This window comes from Rhizobacter sp. P2_G4, from assembly GCF_056403575.1.
This window is the reverse complement of record NZ_JBFUFG010000008.1, coordinates 81,906-96,596: the sequence shown is the minus strand read 5'-3', so window position 1 is coordinate 96,596 and position 14,691 is coordinate 81,906. Positions and strand designations below refer to the sequence as shown.

The following is a 14,691-nucleotide window of genomic DNA, read 5'->3' as shown; positions in this document are numbered from 1 at the left end:
TCTTATCATCTGCCGCATGCCTGTCACCCTTGCCGGCCAACTGGTCGTGGCCATCTCCTCGCGTGCCTTGTTCGACTTCGAAGAAGAGAACCGCCTCTTCGAGGCCGGCGACGACCGCGCCTACATGCAGCTGCAGCTGCAGCGTGTGGCCGAGCCCGCCAAGCCGGGCGTGGCCTTTTCGCTGGTCAACAAGCTGCTGGCCTTCAACGCCAAATCGCCTGCCGTCGAGGTGGTGATCCTGTCGCGCAACGACCCGGTCTCCGGCATGCGGGTGTTCCGCTCGGCCAAGCACTACGGCCTGCCGATCCAGCGCGGTGTGTTCACACGCGGCGAGTCGCCGTGGCGCTACCTCAAGCCGCTGAACGCGCACCTTTTCCTGTCGACCAATGAACCTGACGTGCGCTCGGCGCTTCACGCTGGTGTGCCCGCTGCCCGCGTTTACCCGCATTCGGCGCGTGCGTCCGACGCGCACCCGAACGAGGTGCGCATCGCCTTCGACGGCGACGCCGTGCTCTTCTCCGACGAAGCCGAGCGCGTGTTCCAGCTTGCGGGGCTCGACGCCTTCCAGGCCCACGAACTCGACCGCGCCGCACTGCCACTCGCAGCCGGCCCCTTCAAGCCGCTGCTGGAGGCGCTGAAGACGCTGCAAAACCAGGAGTCGCCTGCGATGCGGCTGCGCACCGCGCTCGTCACTGCACGCAGCGCGCCAGCGCATGAGCGGGCCATCCGCACGCTGATGGAGTGGGACATCGAGATCGACGAAGCCATGTTCCTCGGCGGCCTGCCCAAGGGCGCCTTCCTGCGCGAGTTCGAGCCCGATTTCTTCTTCGACGACCAGACCGGCCACGTCGAGAACGCCTTGCTGCATGTGCCATCGGGGCACGTGGCGGCGGGGGTGTCTAACCCCTGAGCTTCGCCAGCCAGCCCAGGCCCGCCGACGTGCCGCCGCGCGGCCGGTACTCACAGCCGATGTGGCCGGTGTAGTCCAGCGAGTCGATCAACTCGAAGAGGTAGGGGTAGTTCAGCTCGCCGCCATCGGGCTCGTGCCGCTCGGGCACACCAGCCACCTGGATGTGGCCCACGCGGCCGGTCGGCAGGTACTGCCGCAGCTTCATCGCAACGTCACCTTCGACGATCTGGCAGTGGTACAGGTCCATCTGCACCTTGAGGTTGGCAGCGCCTATCTCGGTCACGACTGCGTGCGCCTCGTCTTGCCGGTTGAGAAAGTAGCCCGGCATGTCGCGAAGGTTGATGGGCTCGATCAACAGGTCGACGCCCACATCGGCCGCCTGCTGCGCGGCCCATGCCAGGTTGTGCAGGTACGTGGCCCGCAGCGCACTGCGATCGGCTCTTGGCGAGGCGATGCCCGCCATCACATGCAGGCGTGGGCAGGCCAGCACGTGTGCGTAGTCGAGCGCTTGCCGCACTGCGCTCTTGAACGTCTCTTCGCGCCCCGGCACGCAGGCCAGGCCACGCTCCCCCGCCGCCCAGTCGCCCGGCGGCACGTTGAACAGCACCTGTTGTAGGCCATGTGCTTTCAGCAGGCTCGCGACCAGCTGCGGCGCGTGCTCGTAGGGGAACAGAAACTCCACGGCGCGGAACCCATCCCGCGCAGCGGCCTCAAAGCGATCGAGGAACGGGTTTTCCCCGTACATGAAACCCAGGTTGGCGGCAAAGCGTGGCATGGTCGGGGACGATAGCCGATCGACCGCAGGCAAGCCCTCTCTTGAATTCGTTCAGCTTGGCCTCATACTTCTTCCACGTAAGGTGGGGTGTTCCCACCATTCCCGAGAAACCGCATGAAACGCATTCTGCTGAGCCTGCTCGTTGCTGGTCTGAGCCTGGGCTTCGTCGCCACGCAAGTCGAGGCCAAGCGCCTGGGCGGCGGCACCACCTCGGGCATGAAGCGCCAAACACCGCCCCCTCAGCCGGCGCAGCCGCTTCCGGCCAAGCCTGCTGCCACCCCGGGTGCCACCGCTCCGGCCGCGGCACCCGCAGCTGCCGCCGCGCCCAAGCGCTCGTGGATGGGTCCGATCGCCGGCATTGCCGCCGGCCTGGGCATCGCTGCGCTGATGAGCCATTTCGGCATGGGCGAAGGCATGGGCAACATCCTCACGATGGTGTTGATGGCCGCAGCCGCCTTTTTCCTGATTCGTTTCTTGCTGGCCCGCTTCGGGCCGGGCGCCGCCGCGCGCAACCAGCCCATGCAGCTGGCAGGCGCCGGCCCGCTGGGCAATGCACCGGCTTTCGGCTCGGGCGCCGGGATCCAGAACCCCACCGAACCGAGCTTCGCGGCAGCTCCCGTGAGCAACCTGCCAGCGGGCTTCGACGCGCCGGCTTTCGAACGCATCGCCAAGCTGATCTTCATCCGCATGCAGGCAGCCAATGACGCCGGCAACCTGGAAGACCTGCGCCAGTTCGCTACACCTGAGATGTTCGCCACCTTCCGGCTCGAGCTGCAAGACCGCAAGGTCTCAGGCCAGCAGACCGACGTGGTGCAGCTCAATGCACAGGTGCTCGACTTCGCGCAAGAAGCCGACCGCCAGATCGTCAGCGTGCGCTTCCACGGCTTGATCCGTGAAGAGACCGACGGCCCCACCACCACCTTCGACGAGGTGTGGCACCTGGTCAAGCCGACCGACGGCCACAGCGACTGGGCCATCGCCGGCATCGCTCAAAGCGAAGCGGCTTGATCGCTTAGTCTGATGAATCGGGTTGGGTCGGGATGGCCCAACCCAGCAACTCGGCCAGCCGCCGGGTGACCCACTCAGCCTCGGCGGCATTCACGCCCGCCTCTCCGGCGAGCAGCCCGCCGCGAATGCGCGCCAGCACATCGCTCTCGGTGATGCCCAGCTCCCACAAGCGGCTCTGCGCCGTCTCGGTCAGCATGCTCGCGAGGTCTTCACAGAACTCGTAGCGCTGCTGTATCTCTGCGCGGGATGCGTTCGGCTTGATGCGTCCCGGCTCGACGAACAGCGCGATGAACGACGGTGGGATCTCGATCTGGCTTTCGTCTGACATGGCCGCGATTGTCGCAGTGCGTTCGCATGTCGACGGCTTGTCTGCAGCATGTCGCAGATGTCCAAGACCGCCGCTTCTCGCATCAAGACACTGGGTGCTCCTTCACTCTTTGCTTGATCGAGGCCGACATGCATCACCTTCCCTTTGCACTCCGTACCCTCACCGCGGTGGCCGCTGCCGCCGCACTGCTCGCTGCCTGCGGCGGTGGCTCCGATGACCCGGCCGCCGCCGCGCCACCCACCGCCGTTGCCGACAACGACGATGCCGACGCCGCCACGCTGGAACAGGTGGCGCAGGTTCGCGCTGAGGTTGAAACACAGCTGCGCGCGGTCAACATCCCACCCGCCGGCGACCAGCCGGTCAATGGCCCCGGCGGTGGTGAAACAGCCGCCCAGTCGCTCGGCTGGTTTCCCGGCGTGAAGCAGACCAACCTCATCGCCAACAAGCCCGAGTTCGGCGCGCTGATCGTCGACCCCGACCTGAAGAACCCATGGGGCATCGCCATCCGCCCGGCCGGTCTGGGCGGCCACTTCTGGTTTGCCTCGGCGGGCAGCGGCAAGTCGCTGCAGTACGTGGGCGATGTGGGCGGCACCCCGCTGTTTCAGGATGACCTGAAGGTCGTCGACACGCTCGGCCCGGCCACCGGCACCGCGTTCAACCCGGGCTCCAACTTCGTCATCACCCAGCCGCATGAGAACGGCGCGATCACCAACGCGACCAAGTTCTTCTTTGCCAACGCAAGTGGCACCGTCACCGCATGGACCGAGCGCGCCCGGCCTGAAGGCGGCTTCGATCGGCCGGCCGATTCCAAGGTCGTGGTCGACGGCAGCGCCAAGCACGCGAACTACCTGGGCGTGACCGTGACGCCCGACGCCAGTCGCATGCTGGTGGCCGACTTCGGTGCCGACGCCGCGCTGCGCGTCTTCGACGGCAGCTTCGTCGAGCAGGCGCCATTGAAGAACCCTTACCAACCTGCCGGCCAGCCGAAACCCGGTGGTTTCGAGGCCTTCAACGTGCAGACCCTGGGCCAGAGTGTGTTCGCCACCTACGGCCGGCACGTGGCACCCGACCCCACGAAGCCGCCTCCTGCAGAAGGCCGCCTCGCCGAGTTCGACACCCAGGGCAAGCTCATCGCCAAGTGGGCCGGCCGCGGCTACCTGAACTACCCGTGGGGCGTGGCCATCGCGCCGAAGAACTACGGCCTCTACTCCGGCTGCCTGCTGGTCGGCAACTTCGGCGACGGCACCATCGTCGCCTTCCACCCGCGCTACAAGGTCGCACTCGACTACGTGCGCGACGACCACGGCAAGCGTGTCGTGGTCGACGGCTTGTGGGGCCTGCAGTTCGGCAACGGCGCCAGCCTCGGCGAAGCCAACCACATGTACTTCGCGTCGGGCCCGAACCAGGAAGCCGACGGCCTGGTCGGCAAGCTGGAAGCCAACCCGAAGACGCTGCCCTACATCGGTGGCATCTCCATGTGCAAGTAAGAAAGAAGGCCTGCCGCGTCGACCCCGATCCGACGGGCGACGCGGCGCCACTGGAGGCGACTCATGGACACCCTCACCTTGCTTCATCAGGGCGTGCTCTACCTGCACGCCCTCGCGTTCGCGGTGGCGTTCTCGACCGTCGCGCGTGAAGACCTGGCGCTGCTGCGCGAGCGCCGCATCGACCTGCAGCGGCTGAGCCGCACGGCGCACACGCTGAGCATCGCGCTGGCGGTGCTGTGGCTCAGCGGCATTGCGCTGCTGCTGTTCGACGTCGGCCTGGATCTGCAGCGGCTGCTAGCGAGCCCCAAACCGATGGCCAAGCTCTTGGTCGTGTCGGCACTCACGGCCAACGGCTTCGGGCTGCACACGCTGGCCTTCCCGATGCTGCGAGACGCCCAAGAAGGGCGCGAAGCAACCGCCGTGCTGCCCGTGGTGCTCGGCGCCACCAGCAGTGCAAGCTGGCTGTATGCCTCGTTCATGGGCGTGTCGCGCGTCATTGCGCCAGCCATGTCCCTGGTCGACTTCATGGCGCTCTACCTCGCGCTGCTGGCGATGAGCATTGCAGCAGCGATGGTGTTCGTGCGGCCGCGCGTCGCGCGGTGGCTGGCGGCAAACGCCCACCTGCGCTGAGTCGTCGCAAATGTTCAAGACCCGCGCCATGTGACCTGTCGAAATGGTCGCCTTCGCAGACACCCCTATCGAAGCTTGTTTCACAACCCACATCACCCAACATCATCATGAAGCTCTACTACTCTCCCGGCGCCTGCTCGCTGTCCCCTCACATTGCCCTGCGTGAAGCGGGCCTTGAGGTGGAACTGATCAAGGTCGACCCCGCCACCCGCCGGCTCGAAGACGGCACCGACTTCCTCACCATCAACCCACGCGGCTACGTGCCCATCCTCGTGCTCGATGACGGGCAGCAGCTCTCCGAAGGGCCGGCCATCGTCCAGTACATCGCCGACCGCGCGCCGGCTGCACAGCTGGCACCCGCAGCAGGCAGCTTCGAGCGCACACGGCTGCAGGAGTGGCTCGGCTTCATCAACTCCGAGCTGCACCAGAACTTCGGCCTGCTGTTCAACCCGGCCCTGCATGCCAGCACGCGCGACACCGTGGTCCGCAAGCTGCGCGCACGTCTTGACTGGGTGAGCCAGCAAATCCAGGGCAAGCGCTTTGCGCTCGGGGAGCAGTTCAGCGTTGCCGACGGCTACCTCTTCGCCGTGCTGGGCTGGACGCGGTTCTTCGGCATGAACCTGGCCGACTGGCCCGTGCTCGCGGAGCACTCTGGTCGTGTGGCCAGCCGGCCCGCGGTGCAGGCTGCGTTGCGTGCGGAAGGCTTGACGGCATGAGTGCCACTGCGAGGCAGCTCGTCCCATGAACGCGCTCCGCATCCGCCTGCGAGGAGCACTCGCCGCAGTGACAACGTAAAGCCCGGGCGGTCGACGCCAGCGCGAACGAGGTGGCGCCACAATCGGCCCCACCTCCACGCCCCCTCGCCACCGCCCATGCACGTCACCATTGCCCCCGGGGTTCGTCTCTTCGTCGACATCCAGGGGCCGTCACTCGTTCCAGATGGGCCGGTGATGCGCGAGAAGCCCACGCTCGTGCTGCTGCATGGCGGCCCGGGTTACGACCACTCGGGGTTCAAGCCCGCGTTCTCGCGCCTGGCCGACATTGCCCAGATCGTCTACTACGACCACCGCGGCCACGGCCGCAGCGACCGCCGCCCCGCTGCCGAGTGGACGCTCGACACCTTCGCCGACGACGTGGTGCGGCTGTGCGACGCGCTGGGCATCGTCAAGCCCATCGTGCTCGGCCAGTCGTTCGGTGGCTTCGTTGCGCAGCGCTACATCGAGCGCCACCCGGCCCATGCGGCCAAGATCGTGCTGTCGAGCACCTCGCCCCACATGGGCCTGCCGCGCAAGCTGGCGATGTTCGAGCAGCTCGGCGGCCGTGAGGCGCGAGACGTGGCCGAGCGCTTCTGGACCCAGCCCAACGAGACCACCTGGGCCGAGTACGAACGCGTCTGCAAGCAGCACTACAACACCGTGTCGCCGACGAACGACGATGCGTCGCGCCGCATCGTGTTCAACACCGACATCCTCTTCACCTCGGCGAGCGGCGAACAGCAAACCATGAACCTGCTGCCTGGCCTGAGCCGCGCCCAATGCCCGGTGCTGGTGATGGCAGGCGAGCTCGACCCCGTCTGCCCGCTGGACGACGCGCGAGACATCGCCGCGGCGCTGCCGGCGCAGTGGGTGCAGTTCGCAAGCTTTGCCAACTCCGGTCACGGTGCCTGGCGCGACGAACCCGACGCGGCCTTCGCACGGCTGCGCGAGTTTGTGCTTCAGTAGGCAGATAGCTACCGCGGCATCACGCCGCGCGGCGTGCGAAAGGTGATGGAGTACCGCAGCGTCTCGACCTCCGGCACGCTGTGCTGCCAGGCCCAGCGCGCCGGCCCCGTCAGCTGGTAGACCGACCGCGGCTGGACCTCGAGCGTGACGATGTCCTTGCGCTGCGGCTTGTCAGGCGGATAAGGGCGAAAGCGCAACCGCGCCGATGTGCCGAGCGAGATCCCAACCACGCATTCGAACTCCGGCACATCGCGGTGCCAGCCGAGCGGCGTGCCGGGCTGGTATTCGGCAACAAGCGCATGCGTGATGTCGTCGGGTGACACACCAAGCCAGGTCGCCGCGCGGTCGCGTAGCCACTCCAACTCATGCGGCAAGGCACCGGCCGGCTTCAGCGTCAACGCGTCGTAGTCGAACACACCGCCATAGCTCACGACCCGGCGACGAGCGGTGTACTGCTTGTATTGCGCCTGCTGCAACGGCAGGTCCGCGATGAACGCCAGCAGGCGAGCCTCTTCGTCGCGGCTGATGAACTCGGTGGCGTACACGCAGCCTTCAGGCAAGGCCGAAGGCAGGTCGGAGAAAAGAGAGGCTTGCACGTTCACTTCGAACCCTGAAGCACAGCGAGGTTCCTTCGGTCAGATGTGATCGAGCGGGCTCCGATGCCGAGCCCGAGCGGTTAAGCACAGGGGTATAGATCACCGTTGTCTTCACATCCGAATGACCCAGCCACGCACTCGGTCTAGGAGACGAGGCGGACCTTGATCCGCTGGACTGGCCGGGGGTCCACTGCCAGGTCACGACCTTGCTCTCACAATGGGTCTCGACATCGAAAGCACCGACATTCCGTTCATGCCGGAGCTYGAGCGGAATGCGCGGGCCTAACCTTCGATTGGGTGAACGCCCTCATGAGGATCAGAATCAAGGCCAGGCGTCCATGAGACGTTGCCATGAATAATCGTTTGGGCCTGGCGCGAGCGGGCGCCTAAAGAGTGCCGCAGCAGGAGTAGCACGACATGAATGCAGATCAACGAATCAAGGACCTTGGCATACAACTTCCGACCGGAAGCGGCCCAGCCGGAAACTACGCGACGGCCGTTCAATCAGGAAATTTGCTTTATCTGTCGGGCAAGGCCCCGCTTCCGATCGACGGCAAGATGCCCAAAGGGCGCCTGGGAAGCGAATATTCAACGGCTGAAGGCTATGCGTTTGCGCGCTCTGCGTGCATCGACCTGCTTGCCACGATGAAGAGTGCGATTGGTTCTTTGGACAAGGTTGCTCAAGTAGTTGAACTTCATGGTTCGCTCTGTACCACTTCAGAGTTCGAAGATCACGCGAGAGTCTTGGATGGTGCATCCGATCTTCTGGCGGAGATCTTTGGCCCTTCAGGCTTGCACGCTCGTTCGGTCATAGGGGTTTACTCCCTACGCAACGGCGTACCGCTTACTCTCAAGGCGACGGTAGAGATCAAGGGCAAGTAGCCCCCGGAACGCAACCATGCTGAATGTTGGCCGGAAATTCTCACGGTCTGGCAGGCACCAATGAGTACACGACTCACCCACCAAGGCTCCTGTCACTGCGGCCGAGTTGCCTTTGAGCTCGACGCAACGCTGGACTACGTCATGGCGTGCAGCTGCTCTCTGTGCCGGCGCGTGGGGGCTCTGTGGCACGGCGCTTCAGACGGGAGCTTTCGCATCACCGCAGGAGAGAGTGAACTGACGCTGTACCAGTTCAACACGATGACGGCCAAGCACTACGCTTGCCGGGTCTGTGGCGTTCATCCCTTCTGCAGGCCACGCCTTGACCCGAGCCGGTGGGCGGTCAACATTCGTTGCATCGATGGCGTGGACCTTTCTTCCATCCCATTGCGTCAGTTCGATGGTGCGAATTGGGAGCAAGCGGCAAAGGCACTGCATGCACAGCGCAGGTAGCAGAGTGCTGCACGAACACTGGCCTGAGGCGGCGTGCTCGGCACGCCAGATGCGCGCGCATGACGTGAGCAACGTCAGGACCTGACCCAATGAATCAGCGCATCGTCGGCTTTCACCTGGACGACCAGCAGGATTGGGTCGCCGAGCTGGAGTGCGGTCACAACCAGCACGTTCGCCACAACCCACCCTGGACCAACCGCCCCTGGGTGACGACACCTGAAGGGCGGCAGGCCACACTCGGGCGCACGCTGGCATGCAAGAAGTGCGATGAGCACGCGCCACGCGATTGGCCGTTGCCGCCCTGAGTGGCTGTGACCTCATTCGATTCACCTCGCCAACATTCCAAGGAATCAACATGGCCCGTCAAATCGTCTTCACGTCCAAGGCGGCCAAGCCGCCACCTGCGTACAGCCAAGCGGTCAAAGCCGCTGGCCTGGTGTTCGTCTCCGGCACCGCTCCCGCGGACCCGGCCACCGGAGCCATCAAGGGCACGACCATTCAAGAGCAGACCCGGCAGTGCCTGACCAACATCCAGGCCATCCTCGAAGAGGCGGGCAGCTCGCTGGACAAGCTCGTCAGCGTCACCGTCGTGCTGGCGGACGAAGACGATTTCGCCGGCATGAACGAGGAATGGCTCCGCTGGTTCCCTGCCAACCCCCCAGCGCGACAGGGCGCCAAGCTGCCTGCGCGCATCCCGGGTCTCAAGGTCTCCATTGCGGGCATCGCCGAGGCGTAACCTTTCGGGTCTTCAGCCGCCAAGAAACTTCCGAATCGAACCATGCGTGCAGCGACCTTCTACGCCCTTCCCGCCCTCTCGGCCCTCCTCGCCTTCCTCACGGCCTGCTCAACGCCCACCGGTGGGCCAGCCGCCGCACCAAGCCCGGAAAAGGGCAACACGACGGCCTACCTCACGGCAGCCACCGGCTGTGCGGTGGTCGCTGGTGGTGCCATCGGCAGCAAGTTCGACGACCCGAAGATTGCCGCCTTCTGGGACAAGGTGAATGCCTCGGTGACCACCGAGCTTCATGACCGGCTGGTGCTCGGCCAATACAAGACCGTCAAACTGCTCGTGCCCACCGTGGACGCCGCCAGCAACCAACAGGTCGTGCTCGCGGCGCTTGCACAGAACCGATGCAATCGTCTGCTACAGGTGTCTCACACGGTCGACGAAGACAGCGCCGGAAAGTACTTCCGCTTCGATGTCGCGGTGATGCGCCTCGAACCCAAAGGCGACCGCCAGCCCGGCGCCAGCGGCACGAGCGTCAATACCGTCGGCGAGTTTGCGCGTGCGTACCGCTTCCCGCGCACCGCCGCGAGTTTCGATTCTTTCTACACCGGCACCTTCGCCGAGACGGTGCTCGCGGACCTGAAGCAAAGCGGCGCACTTGAAAAACTTCGATAGGCCATGAGCACACGCACCGCCTCTTGCACCTGCGGCCAGCTGCGCATTGAAGTGCAGGGCGAACCGCGCGGCGTCGGCATCTGCCACTGCCTCGCCTGCCAGCAGAGAACCGGCAGCGTGTTCGCGGCGCTGGCCAGCTTTGCCGCGCCCTACAAGGTCACGGGCACTGCCACCGAATACATCCGCACCGGGGACCAGGGCGCGAGGTTCATCTTCCGGTTCTGCCCCGTCTGCGGCACCAACCTCTTCCACACCGAAGAGGGGGAATCAGGCGGCGTGGGCGTGGCCGTGGGCGCATTCGCAGACCCGAGCTTCCCGGCACCGAAGCTTTCCATCTACGACTGCCGCAGGCACCCGTGGGTCCAGTTGCCGCCGGGCACGGTGGCATTCGACAAGGACCCCACGTGAGCGGCACGGCGAAGCCTTCTCGCCAGGTGACGGTGTCGTTGACGCCGGCGGAGGCGAACGACGCCGAAGCGCTCGTGCAACTCCGCATCGAAGCGATGCGAGACAGCCTGGAGCGCATCGGCCGGTTCAACCCGCTTCGTGCACGCGAGCGGTTCCTGTCGGGCTTCTCGCCTGAGCACACACGCCACATCGAAGTCGAGGGACGAAGAGCCGGGTTCGTGGTGGTCAAGCCCCAGGCCGATTGCCTGCTTCTAGACCACCTCTACATCCATCCGACGAGCCAAGGCCTGGGCATCGGTGCCGCGGTTCTCGCCGATGTCATCGAGCAGGCAACCGCCAAAGGGCTCGCCATCCGGGTGGGTGCGCTGCGCGAAAGCGATTCCAATCGCTTCTACGCGCGCCATGGCTTTCGGCTGGTCGAGCAGACCGAGTTCGACAACCACTACGTTCGCCTGAGTTCAAGCGCAGCCTGACCGGTCTGCTGGATCAACAGCGCGCTAACCGGCTGAACGACCACCGACTCGGCGCTGCCCTCCCGTTCGCTCAAGGGTGACAGCCGCGGCGGCAGCTGCGGCGTGTCGTTCTCCGGGAGCACCTGGCGCACATCACGCGGCAACTCGCGCTGGCGTGCACGGATGTAGTCGTAGCGGTCGAGCGAGAGTTCGTCCGCCGCCGCTTCGTCGCGCATCACGAGCGGCCGCAAGAACACCACCAGATTGGTCTTCTTGCGTTCGCGCTGCAGGCTGCGAAACAGGCCTCCGATGTAGGGCAGCTGGCCGAGCCACGGAATCTGGTTCGCTTCGCTCGCGTACTTGTTTTCGATCAGGCCGCCGAGCACGATGATCTTGCCGTCGTTGACCATCACGGTGGACTCGATCGAGCGCTTGTTGGTGGTCGGCCCCGAACTCGTGCTGATGCTGTCGACCGACGACGACTCCTGCTGGATCGTCATGCGGATGGCGCCGTTCTTGCCGATCTGCGGCCGGATGCGCAGCGTGAGGCCCACGTCCTTGCGCTCGATGGTCTGGAACGGGCTGGTCGAACTGCTGCTCGTGCTGGTGTAGGAGCCTGTCACGAAGGGCACGTTCTGGCCCACCACGATCTTCGCCTCTTCGTTGTCGAGCGTCACGATGTTGGCGGTGGACAGGATGTTGGTGCCCGTCATCGTCTCCAGCGCCGTGGCCACCGTGCCGAGCGTGAGTTCGGTGGAGCTGCTGATGTTGAAGATCTGCTTCCACTGCAGGCCCACGTCGAGCGACTTGCTGGCGTCGACCTCGACCACGAGCGACTCGACGTAGAGCTGCGCACGCCGTGTGTCGAGCTGGTCGACGATCGCGCGCAGGTCGCGGAACAGCGCATCCGGCGCCGTGATGATCAGCGAGTTGCTGGCCGGGTCGGCCTGGATGTAGCCGCCCGTCGACGGCTGCGCGGCGCCGGACACCGATGCCGTCGCCTGCCCGCTGCCCGCACCACTGCTGCTGGCGCTGCCGAGATTCGATGAGACCGCCGAGCCGCCGCCCACGGAGCTGCCAGCGCTCGACCCACCCGCGCGTGCCGCGTCGGAGGCCGGCACCGCGGCCCTGAGCACTGCGGCCAGCCGCGTCGCTTCGGCATGCTGCAGGTAGATCACGTGGATGCTGCTGCCGCCAGCCCCGCTGGCACCGGCCTGGTCAAGCTGCGCCACCAACGCGCGGATGGCGGCCAGCCGCGCCCGGTTGGGCGCACGCACCAGCAGCGCGTTGAGCTTGGTGTCGGCCAGGATCGAGGTCGAGCTGCCGCTGGACGCAGCCGTGGCGGTGGCTGCGGTTGCACCGCCCGCTGCTGCGCCCGCCGTGCCCGCTGTCGACGACTGCGCCGCGCCCTCGCTCAGGCGCTGCACCGTCACGGCCAGGTCGGACGCGAGCGCGTACCGCAGCGGCATCACTTCCACATCGGTGGCACTCGGTGTGTCCAGCGCACTGATGATCGTGCCGAGCCGCGCGAGGTTGCTGGCGTAGTCGGTGATGACCAGCGTGTTGTTGCCGGGGTTGGCGTTGATGATGTTGTTCGGGCTGATGAGCGGGCGCAGCACCACAATCAGGTTGGTCGCGTTCTCGTGAACGATGTGGATCACCTGCGTGATGACCGGGTCGCCCTGGGCCCCCGCCGGCCCCACCGTCACCGGGCCTGTCTGCAGCTTGGCATCGGCCTCGGGCACAACCTTGAGCAGCCCGTTCGATTCAACGATCGCGCAACCCAGGCCGCGCAAGGCTGCAGTGAACAACGCGTAGGCCTGCGCAGGCGTCACCGGCTGCTCGGCGTACAGCGTCATCTTTCCTTTTGCACGCGGATCGACGGCGATCTGGCGCCCGAGGATGGAGGCCATTGCGCGCGCCACAGCATCCAACTCGGTGTCAGGAAAATTCAGCGTCAAGGTCGCGGGCTTCGACGTGGCCTGCACTGCGTGCGCCGGTTGAAACGCGCCCGCCACAACCAGCGATAGGCACAGCGCCAGGAAAGGGGCCACGGCCTGGCGGGCCGAGGCGGTTCGGTTCAAGCGCGGCAGCGATGACAAGGCCGGCGCACTGCCCGCGGTACTGAGTAGGGGCACGATGAAGCACATGGGAGATGAGGGCACGCGATGGTGGCAAGCGCGTGTCACCGCGGTGTGAAGAAGCGTGCCGCGTGTGTAATGAAGCATGAAGCGCGAGGAGTGCGCTGCAGCCCCGTCAAGCCAGCGGCAGTTCGACAAGAAACTCCGCGCCGCCCTCTGGACGGTTGAGCGCGTACAACCGCCCGCCGTGCTGCTCGACGATGCCATAGCTGATCGACAGGCCCAGGCCCGTGCCCTTGCCCACCGGCTTGGTGGTGAAGAAGGGGTCGAAGATGCGAGACAGGTTCTCGGGTGCGATGCCGGGGCCGTTGTCCTGCAAGCGCAGCACGGCCTGGCCATCGCGCACATCGATGGCGATGGCCAGCGCCGGCTCGCGGCCCGGCTCGGCCGTGACGGCGTCGAGGGCGTTCTGCACCAGGTTCATCACCACCTGCTGCAACTGGCCGGCGCTGCCATTGACGATGCAGGGCGTGCCGGGCTGCCAGTCGAGCTTGAGGGGCTGGGCGGCACCCTTCGTGACCCACAGCACTGCGCGTTCGACCACCTGGTTCAGATCGACGGGCTTGCGCTCCTCCGAGTCCACCGCCGAGAAACGCTTCAGGCCATGAACGATGTTGGCCGTGCGCTGAGCCCCTTCCAGCGTGCCTTCGATCAGCGACGGCAGGTCGTCCAGCAGGTGCTCGATGCGCAGCTTGGCCCGCAGGCTCACTACCTCGTCCGCCGTCTGCCCCGCATGGATGGCGGCCAGGTAGGTGCGAAGGCGTTCGCTGTAGCGGCTGAGCGCATGCACGTTGCCCAGCACGAAGCTGATCGGGTTGTTGAGTTCGTGCGCCACGCCGGCCACCAGGCGGCCCAGCGAGGCCATCTTCTCGGAGTGCAGCAGTTGCTGCTGCGTCTTCTTCAGCGCCTCGTGTGCGGCGCGCAAGTCCTGGTAAGCCCGCTTCAGCTCCGCCGTGGGCCGGGCCACGAACACCGTGCCCACGCGCCGCTGTGACGCAGCGATGCGCGGCGTGCAGTTGGCATCGACCGGCACGCTCTCGCCACGGGCACCGCGCAGGTTCAGTTCGACGGCCTCGCCGCGGCGCGTTGGGCTGGCGTTGTTCACCACCGCTTGTGCACGCGCGATGCTGCTCTCGTCGGCTAGCAGGTCGAACAGCGAGGTGCCGCGCAGCTCGTTGTCGCTGCGGCCCACCAATTCGCACAGCGCTGCGTTGGTCTCCTCGATCGCTCCGCGTTCGTTGCAGACCACGAGCACGTCCGACATGGCCGACAGCACGCTGAAGATGAACTGCTGCGACTGCTCCAGTTCGGAGTTCTTGGCCTCCAGCTCGATCTCGTCCTGCACCAGCTGCGAGTAGACCTCGTCCATCTTCTGGATAACGTCCATCCAGGTGGAGTCGTCGATGCCGGCCAGCGGCGCGCCGGCGCCTTGCTCACTCGTGAGCACACTCAGCTCCGGCGGGCGGGTCGGCAGCGATCGGTTCGGCACGGCCATGTCTCC

General features: G+C 65.9%; 18 protein-coding genes. 13 read left to right on the top strand and 5 right to left on the bottom strand.

Features of this window, described 5'->3' with window-relative positions; all coding sequences use genetic code 11:
* The first annotated feature begins 16 nt into the window (after nt 1–16).
* Entirely contained in the window at nt 17–910 is an 894-nt protein-coding gene (locus tag AC1DYS_RS24480; RefSeq protein ID WP_477904008.1) for a 5'-nucleotidase, read from the top strand.
* Here AC1DYS_RS24480 and otnI read toward each other — a convergent pair.
* Nucleotides 900–1,685: a 2-oxo-tetronate isomerase gene (gene otnI / locus AC1DYS_RS24475; RefSeq protein WP_477904006.1), complete on the bottom strand. Its 786-nt coding sequence runs from the start codon at nt 1,683–1,685 to the stop codon at nt 900–902. The genes AC1DYS_RS24480 and otnI overlap by 11 nt on opposite strands.
* A gap of 114 nt (nt 1,686–1,799) precedes the next feature.
* Between otnI and AC1DYS_RS24470 the strand changes: the two genes are divergently transcribed.
* A complete protein-coding gene (locus tag AC1DYS_RS24470; RefSeq protein ID WP_477904004.1) occupies nt 1,800–2,693 on the top strand; it encodes a Tim44 domain-containing protein in 894 nt (297 codons plus the stop codon).
* Between the two features lie 4 nt (nt 2,694–2,697).
* Here AC1DYS_RS24470 and AC1DYS_RS24465 read toward each other — a convergent pair whose 3' ends face one another.
* Nucleotides 2,698–3,021, bottom strand: coding sequence for an ATPase with chaperone activity (locus AC1DYS_RS24465; protein WP_477904002.1), 324 nt, complete (start codon nt 3,019–3,021; stop codon nt 2,698–2,700).
* 128 nt (nt 3,022–3,149) lie between these two features.
* Between AC1DYS_RS24465 and AC1DYS_RS24460 the strand changes: the two genes are divergently transcribed.
* The 4 genes from AC1DYS_RS24460 to AC1DYS_RS24445 all read left to right on the top strand — a co-directional run bounded on the left by AC1DYS_RS24460 (nt 3,150) and on the right by AC1DYS_RS24445 (nt 6,859).
* Nucleotides 3,150–4,508, top strand: coding sequence for a TIGR03118 family protein (locus tag AC1DYS_RS24460; RefSeq protein ID WP_477904000.1), 1,359 nt, complete (start codon nt 3,150–3,152; stop codon nt 4,506–4,508).
* A 63-nt stretch (nt 4,509–4,571) separates the two neighbouring features.
* Nucleotides 4,572–5,138 carry a hypothetical protein gene (locus tag AC1DYS_RS24455; protein WP_477903998.1) on the top strand — a complete coding sequence of 189 codons (567 nt, stop codon included), beginning with the start codon at nt 4,572–4,574 and terminating at the stop codon, nt 5,136–5,138.
* A gap of 107 nt (nt 5,139–5,245) precedes the next feature.
* Nucleotides 5,246–5,854: a glutathione transferase GstA gene (gene gstA / locus AC1DYS_RS24450; RefSeq protein ID WP_477903996.1), complete on the top strand. Its 609-nt coding sequence runs from the start codon at nt 5,246–5,248 to the stop codon at nt 5,852–5,854.
* A 156-nt stretch (nt 5,855–6,010) separates the two neighbouring features.
* Nucleotides 6,011–6,859 (top strand): alpha/beta fold hydrolase, encoded by an 849-nt coding sequence (locus AC1DYS_RS24445; RefSeq protein WP_477903994.1) that lies wholly within the window; start codon nt 6,011–6,013, stop codon nt 6,857–6,859.
* A gap of 8 nt (nt 6,860–6,867) precedes the next feature.
* Here AC1DYS_RS24445 and AC1DYS_RS24440 read toward each other — a convergent pair whose 3' ends face one another.
* Nucleotides 6,868–7,455: an alpha-ketoglutarate-dependent dioxygenase AlkB gene (locus AC1DYS_RS24440; protein ID WP_477903992.1), complete on the bottom strand. Its 588-nt coding sequence runs from the start codon at nt 7,453–7,455 to the stop codon at nt 6,868–6,870.
* A gap of 417 nt (nt 7,456–7,872) precedes the next feature.
* Between AC1DYS_RS24440 and AC1DYS_RS24435 the strand changes: the two genes are divergently transcribed.
* From AC1DYS_RS24435 to AC1DYS_RS24405, 7 genes are all read left to right on the top strand, one after another.
* A complete protein-coding gene (locus tag AC1DYS_RS24435; protein ID WP_477903990.1) occupies nt 7,873–8,337 on the top strand; it encodes a RidA family protein in 465 nt (154 codons plus the stop codon).
* A gap of 60 nt (nt 8,338–8,397) precedes the next feature.
* Nucleotides 8,398–8,787: a GFA family protein gene (locus AC1DYS_RS24430; protein ID WP_477903988.1), complete on the top strand. Its 390-nt coding sequence runs from the start codon at nt 8,398–8,400 to the stop codon at nt 8,785–8,787.
* 89 nt (nt 8,788–8,876) lie between these two features.
* Entirely contained in the window at nt 8,877–9,092 is a 216-nt protein-coding gene (locus AC1DYS_RS24425; protein ID WP_477903986.1) for a DUF3565 domain-containing protein, read from the top strand.
* 50 nt (nt 9,093–9,142) lie between these two features.
* Entirely contained in the window at nt 9,143–9,523 is a 381-nt protein-coding gene (locus tag AC1DYS_RS24420; protein WP_477903984.1) for a RidA family protein, read from the top strand.
* 42 nt (nt 9,524–9,565) lie between these two features.
* Complete coding sequence (locus tag AC1DYS_RS24415; protein ID WP_477903982.1) at nt 9,566–10,189, top strand: hypothetical protein; 624 nt, start codon at nt 9,566–9,568, stop codon at nt 10,187–10,189.
* Between the two features lie 3 nt (nt 10,190–10,192).
* On the top strand, nt 10,193–10,597 hold the full coding sequence (locus tag AC1DYS_RS24410; protein WP_477903980.1) for a GFA family protein: 405 nt from the start codon (nt 10,193–10,195) through the stop codon (nt 10,595–10,597).
* The gene (locus AC1DYS_RS24405; RefSeq protein ID WP_477903979.1) at nt 10,594–11,070 is read left to right on the top strand and encodes a GNAT family N-acetyltransferase; all 477 of its coding nucleotides are present in this window, start codon (nt 10,594–10,596) and stop codon (nt 11,068–11,070) included. The genes AC1DYS_RS24410 and AC1DYS_RS24405 overlap by 4 nt, the downstream gene beginning before the upstream one ends.
* Here the strand turns inward: AC1DYS_RS24405 and AC1DYS_RS24400 are convergent.
* Both AC1DYS_RS24400 and AC1DYS_RS24395 read right to left on the bottom strand, forming a co-directional pair.
* Nucleotides 11,040–13,133: a secretin GspD/PilQ domain-containing protein gene (locus AC1DYS_RS24400; protein ID WP_477903977.1), complete on the bottom strand. Its 2,094-nt coding sequence runs from the start codon at nt 13,131–13,133 to the stop codon at nt 11,040–11,042. The genes AC1DYS_RS24405 and AC1DYS_RS24400 overlap by 31 nt on opposite strands.
* 172 nt (nt 13,134–13,305) lie before the next feature.
* Nucleotides 13,306–14,685, bottom strand: coding sequence for a sensor histidine kinase (locus tag AC1DYS_RS24395; protein ID WP_477903975.1), 1,380 nt, complete (start codon nt 14,683–14,685; stop codon nt 13,306–13,308).
* Nucleotides 14,686–14,691 lie beyond the last annotated feature (6 nt).

What these genes read in the sequence shown, in the direction of transcription:
- AC1DYS_RS24455 (WP_477903998.1), top strand. Translation starts at nt 4,572, where the DNA reads ATGGACACCCTCACCTTGCTTCATCAGGGCGTGCTCTACCTGCACGCC.
- AC1DYS_RS24420 (WP_477903984.1), top strand. Translation starts at nt 9,143, where the DNA reads ATGGCCCGTCAAATCGTCTTCACGTCCAAGGCGGCCAAGCCGCCACCT.
- AC1DYS_RS24395 (WP_477903975.1), bottom strand. Translation starts at nt 14,685, where the DNA reads ATGGCCGTGCCGAACCGATCGCTGCCGACCCGCCCGCCGGAGCTGAGT.
- AC1DYS_RS24445 (WP_477903994.1), top strand. Translation starts at nt 6,011, where the DNA reads ATGCACGTCACCATTGCCCCCGGGGTTCGTCTCTTCGTCGACATCCAG.
- AC1DYS_RS24430 (WP_477903988.1), top strand. Translation starts at nt 8,398, where the DNA reads ATGAGTACACGACTCACCCACCAAGGCTCCTGTCACTGCGGCCGAGTT.
- AC1DYS_RS24460 (WP_477904000.1), top strand. Translation starts at nt 3,150, where the DNA reads ATGCATCACCTTCCCTTTGCACTCCGTACCCTCACCGCGGTGGCCGCT.
- gstA (WP_477903996.1), top strand. Translation starts at nt 5,246, where the DNA reads ATGAAGCTCTACTACTCTCCCGGCGCCTGCTCGCTGTCCCCTCACATT.
- AC1DYS_RS24410 (WP_477903980.1), top strand. Translation starts at nt 10,193, where the DNA reads ATGAGCACACGCACCGCCTCTTGCACCTGCGGCCAGCTGCGCATTGAA.
- AC1DYS_RS24470 (WP_477904004.1), top strand. Translation starts at nt 1,800, where the DNA reads ATGAAACGCATTCTGCTGAGCCTGCTCGTTGCTGGTCTGAGCCTGGGC.
- otnI (WP_477904006.1), bottom strand. Translation starts at nt 1,685, where the DNA reads ATGCCACGCTTTGCCGCCAACCTGGGTTTCATGTACGGGGAAAACCCG.
- AC1DYS_RS24480 (WP_477904008.1), top strand. Translation starts at nt 17, where the DNA reads ATGCCTGTCACCCTTGCCGGCCAACTGGTCGTGGCCATCTCCTCGCGT.
- AC1DYS_RS24465 (WP_477904002.1), bottom strand. Translation starts at nt 3,021, where the DNA reads ATGTCAGACGAAAGCCAGATCGAGATCCCACCGTCGTTCATCGCGCTG.
- AC1DYS_RS24415 (WP_477903982.1), top strand. Translation starts at nt 9,566, where the DNA reads ATGCGTGCAGCGACCTTCTACGCCCTTCCCGCCCTCTCGGCCCTCCTC.
- AC1DYS_RS24435 (WP_477903990.1), top strand. Translation starts at nt 7,873, where the DNA reads ATGAATGCAGATCAACGAATCAAGGACCTTGGCATACAACTTCCGACC.
- AC1DYS_RS24425 (WP_477903986.1), top strand. Translation starts at nt 8,877, where the DNA reads ATGAATCAGCGCATCGTCGGCTTTCACCTGGACGACCAGCAGGATTGG.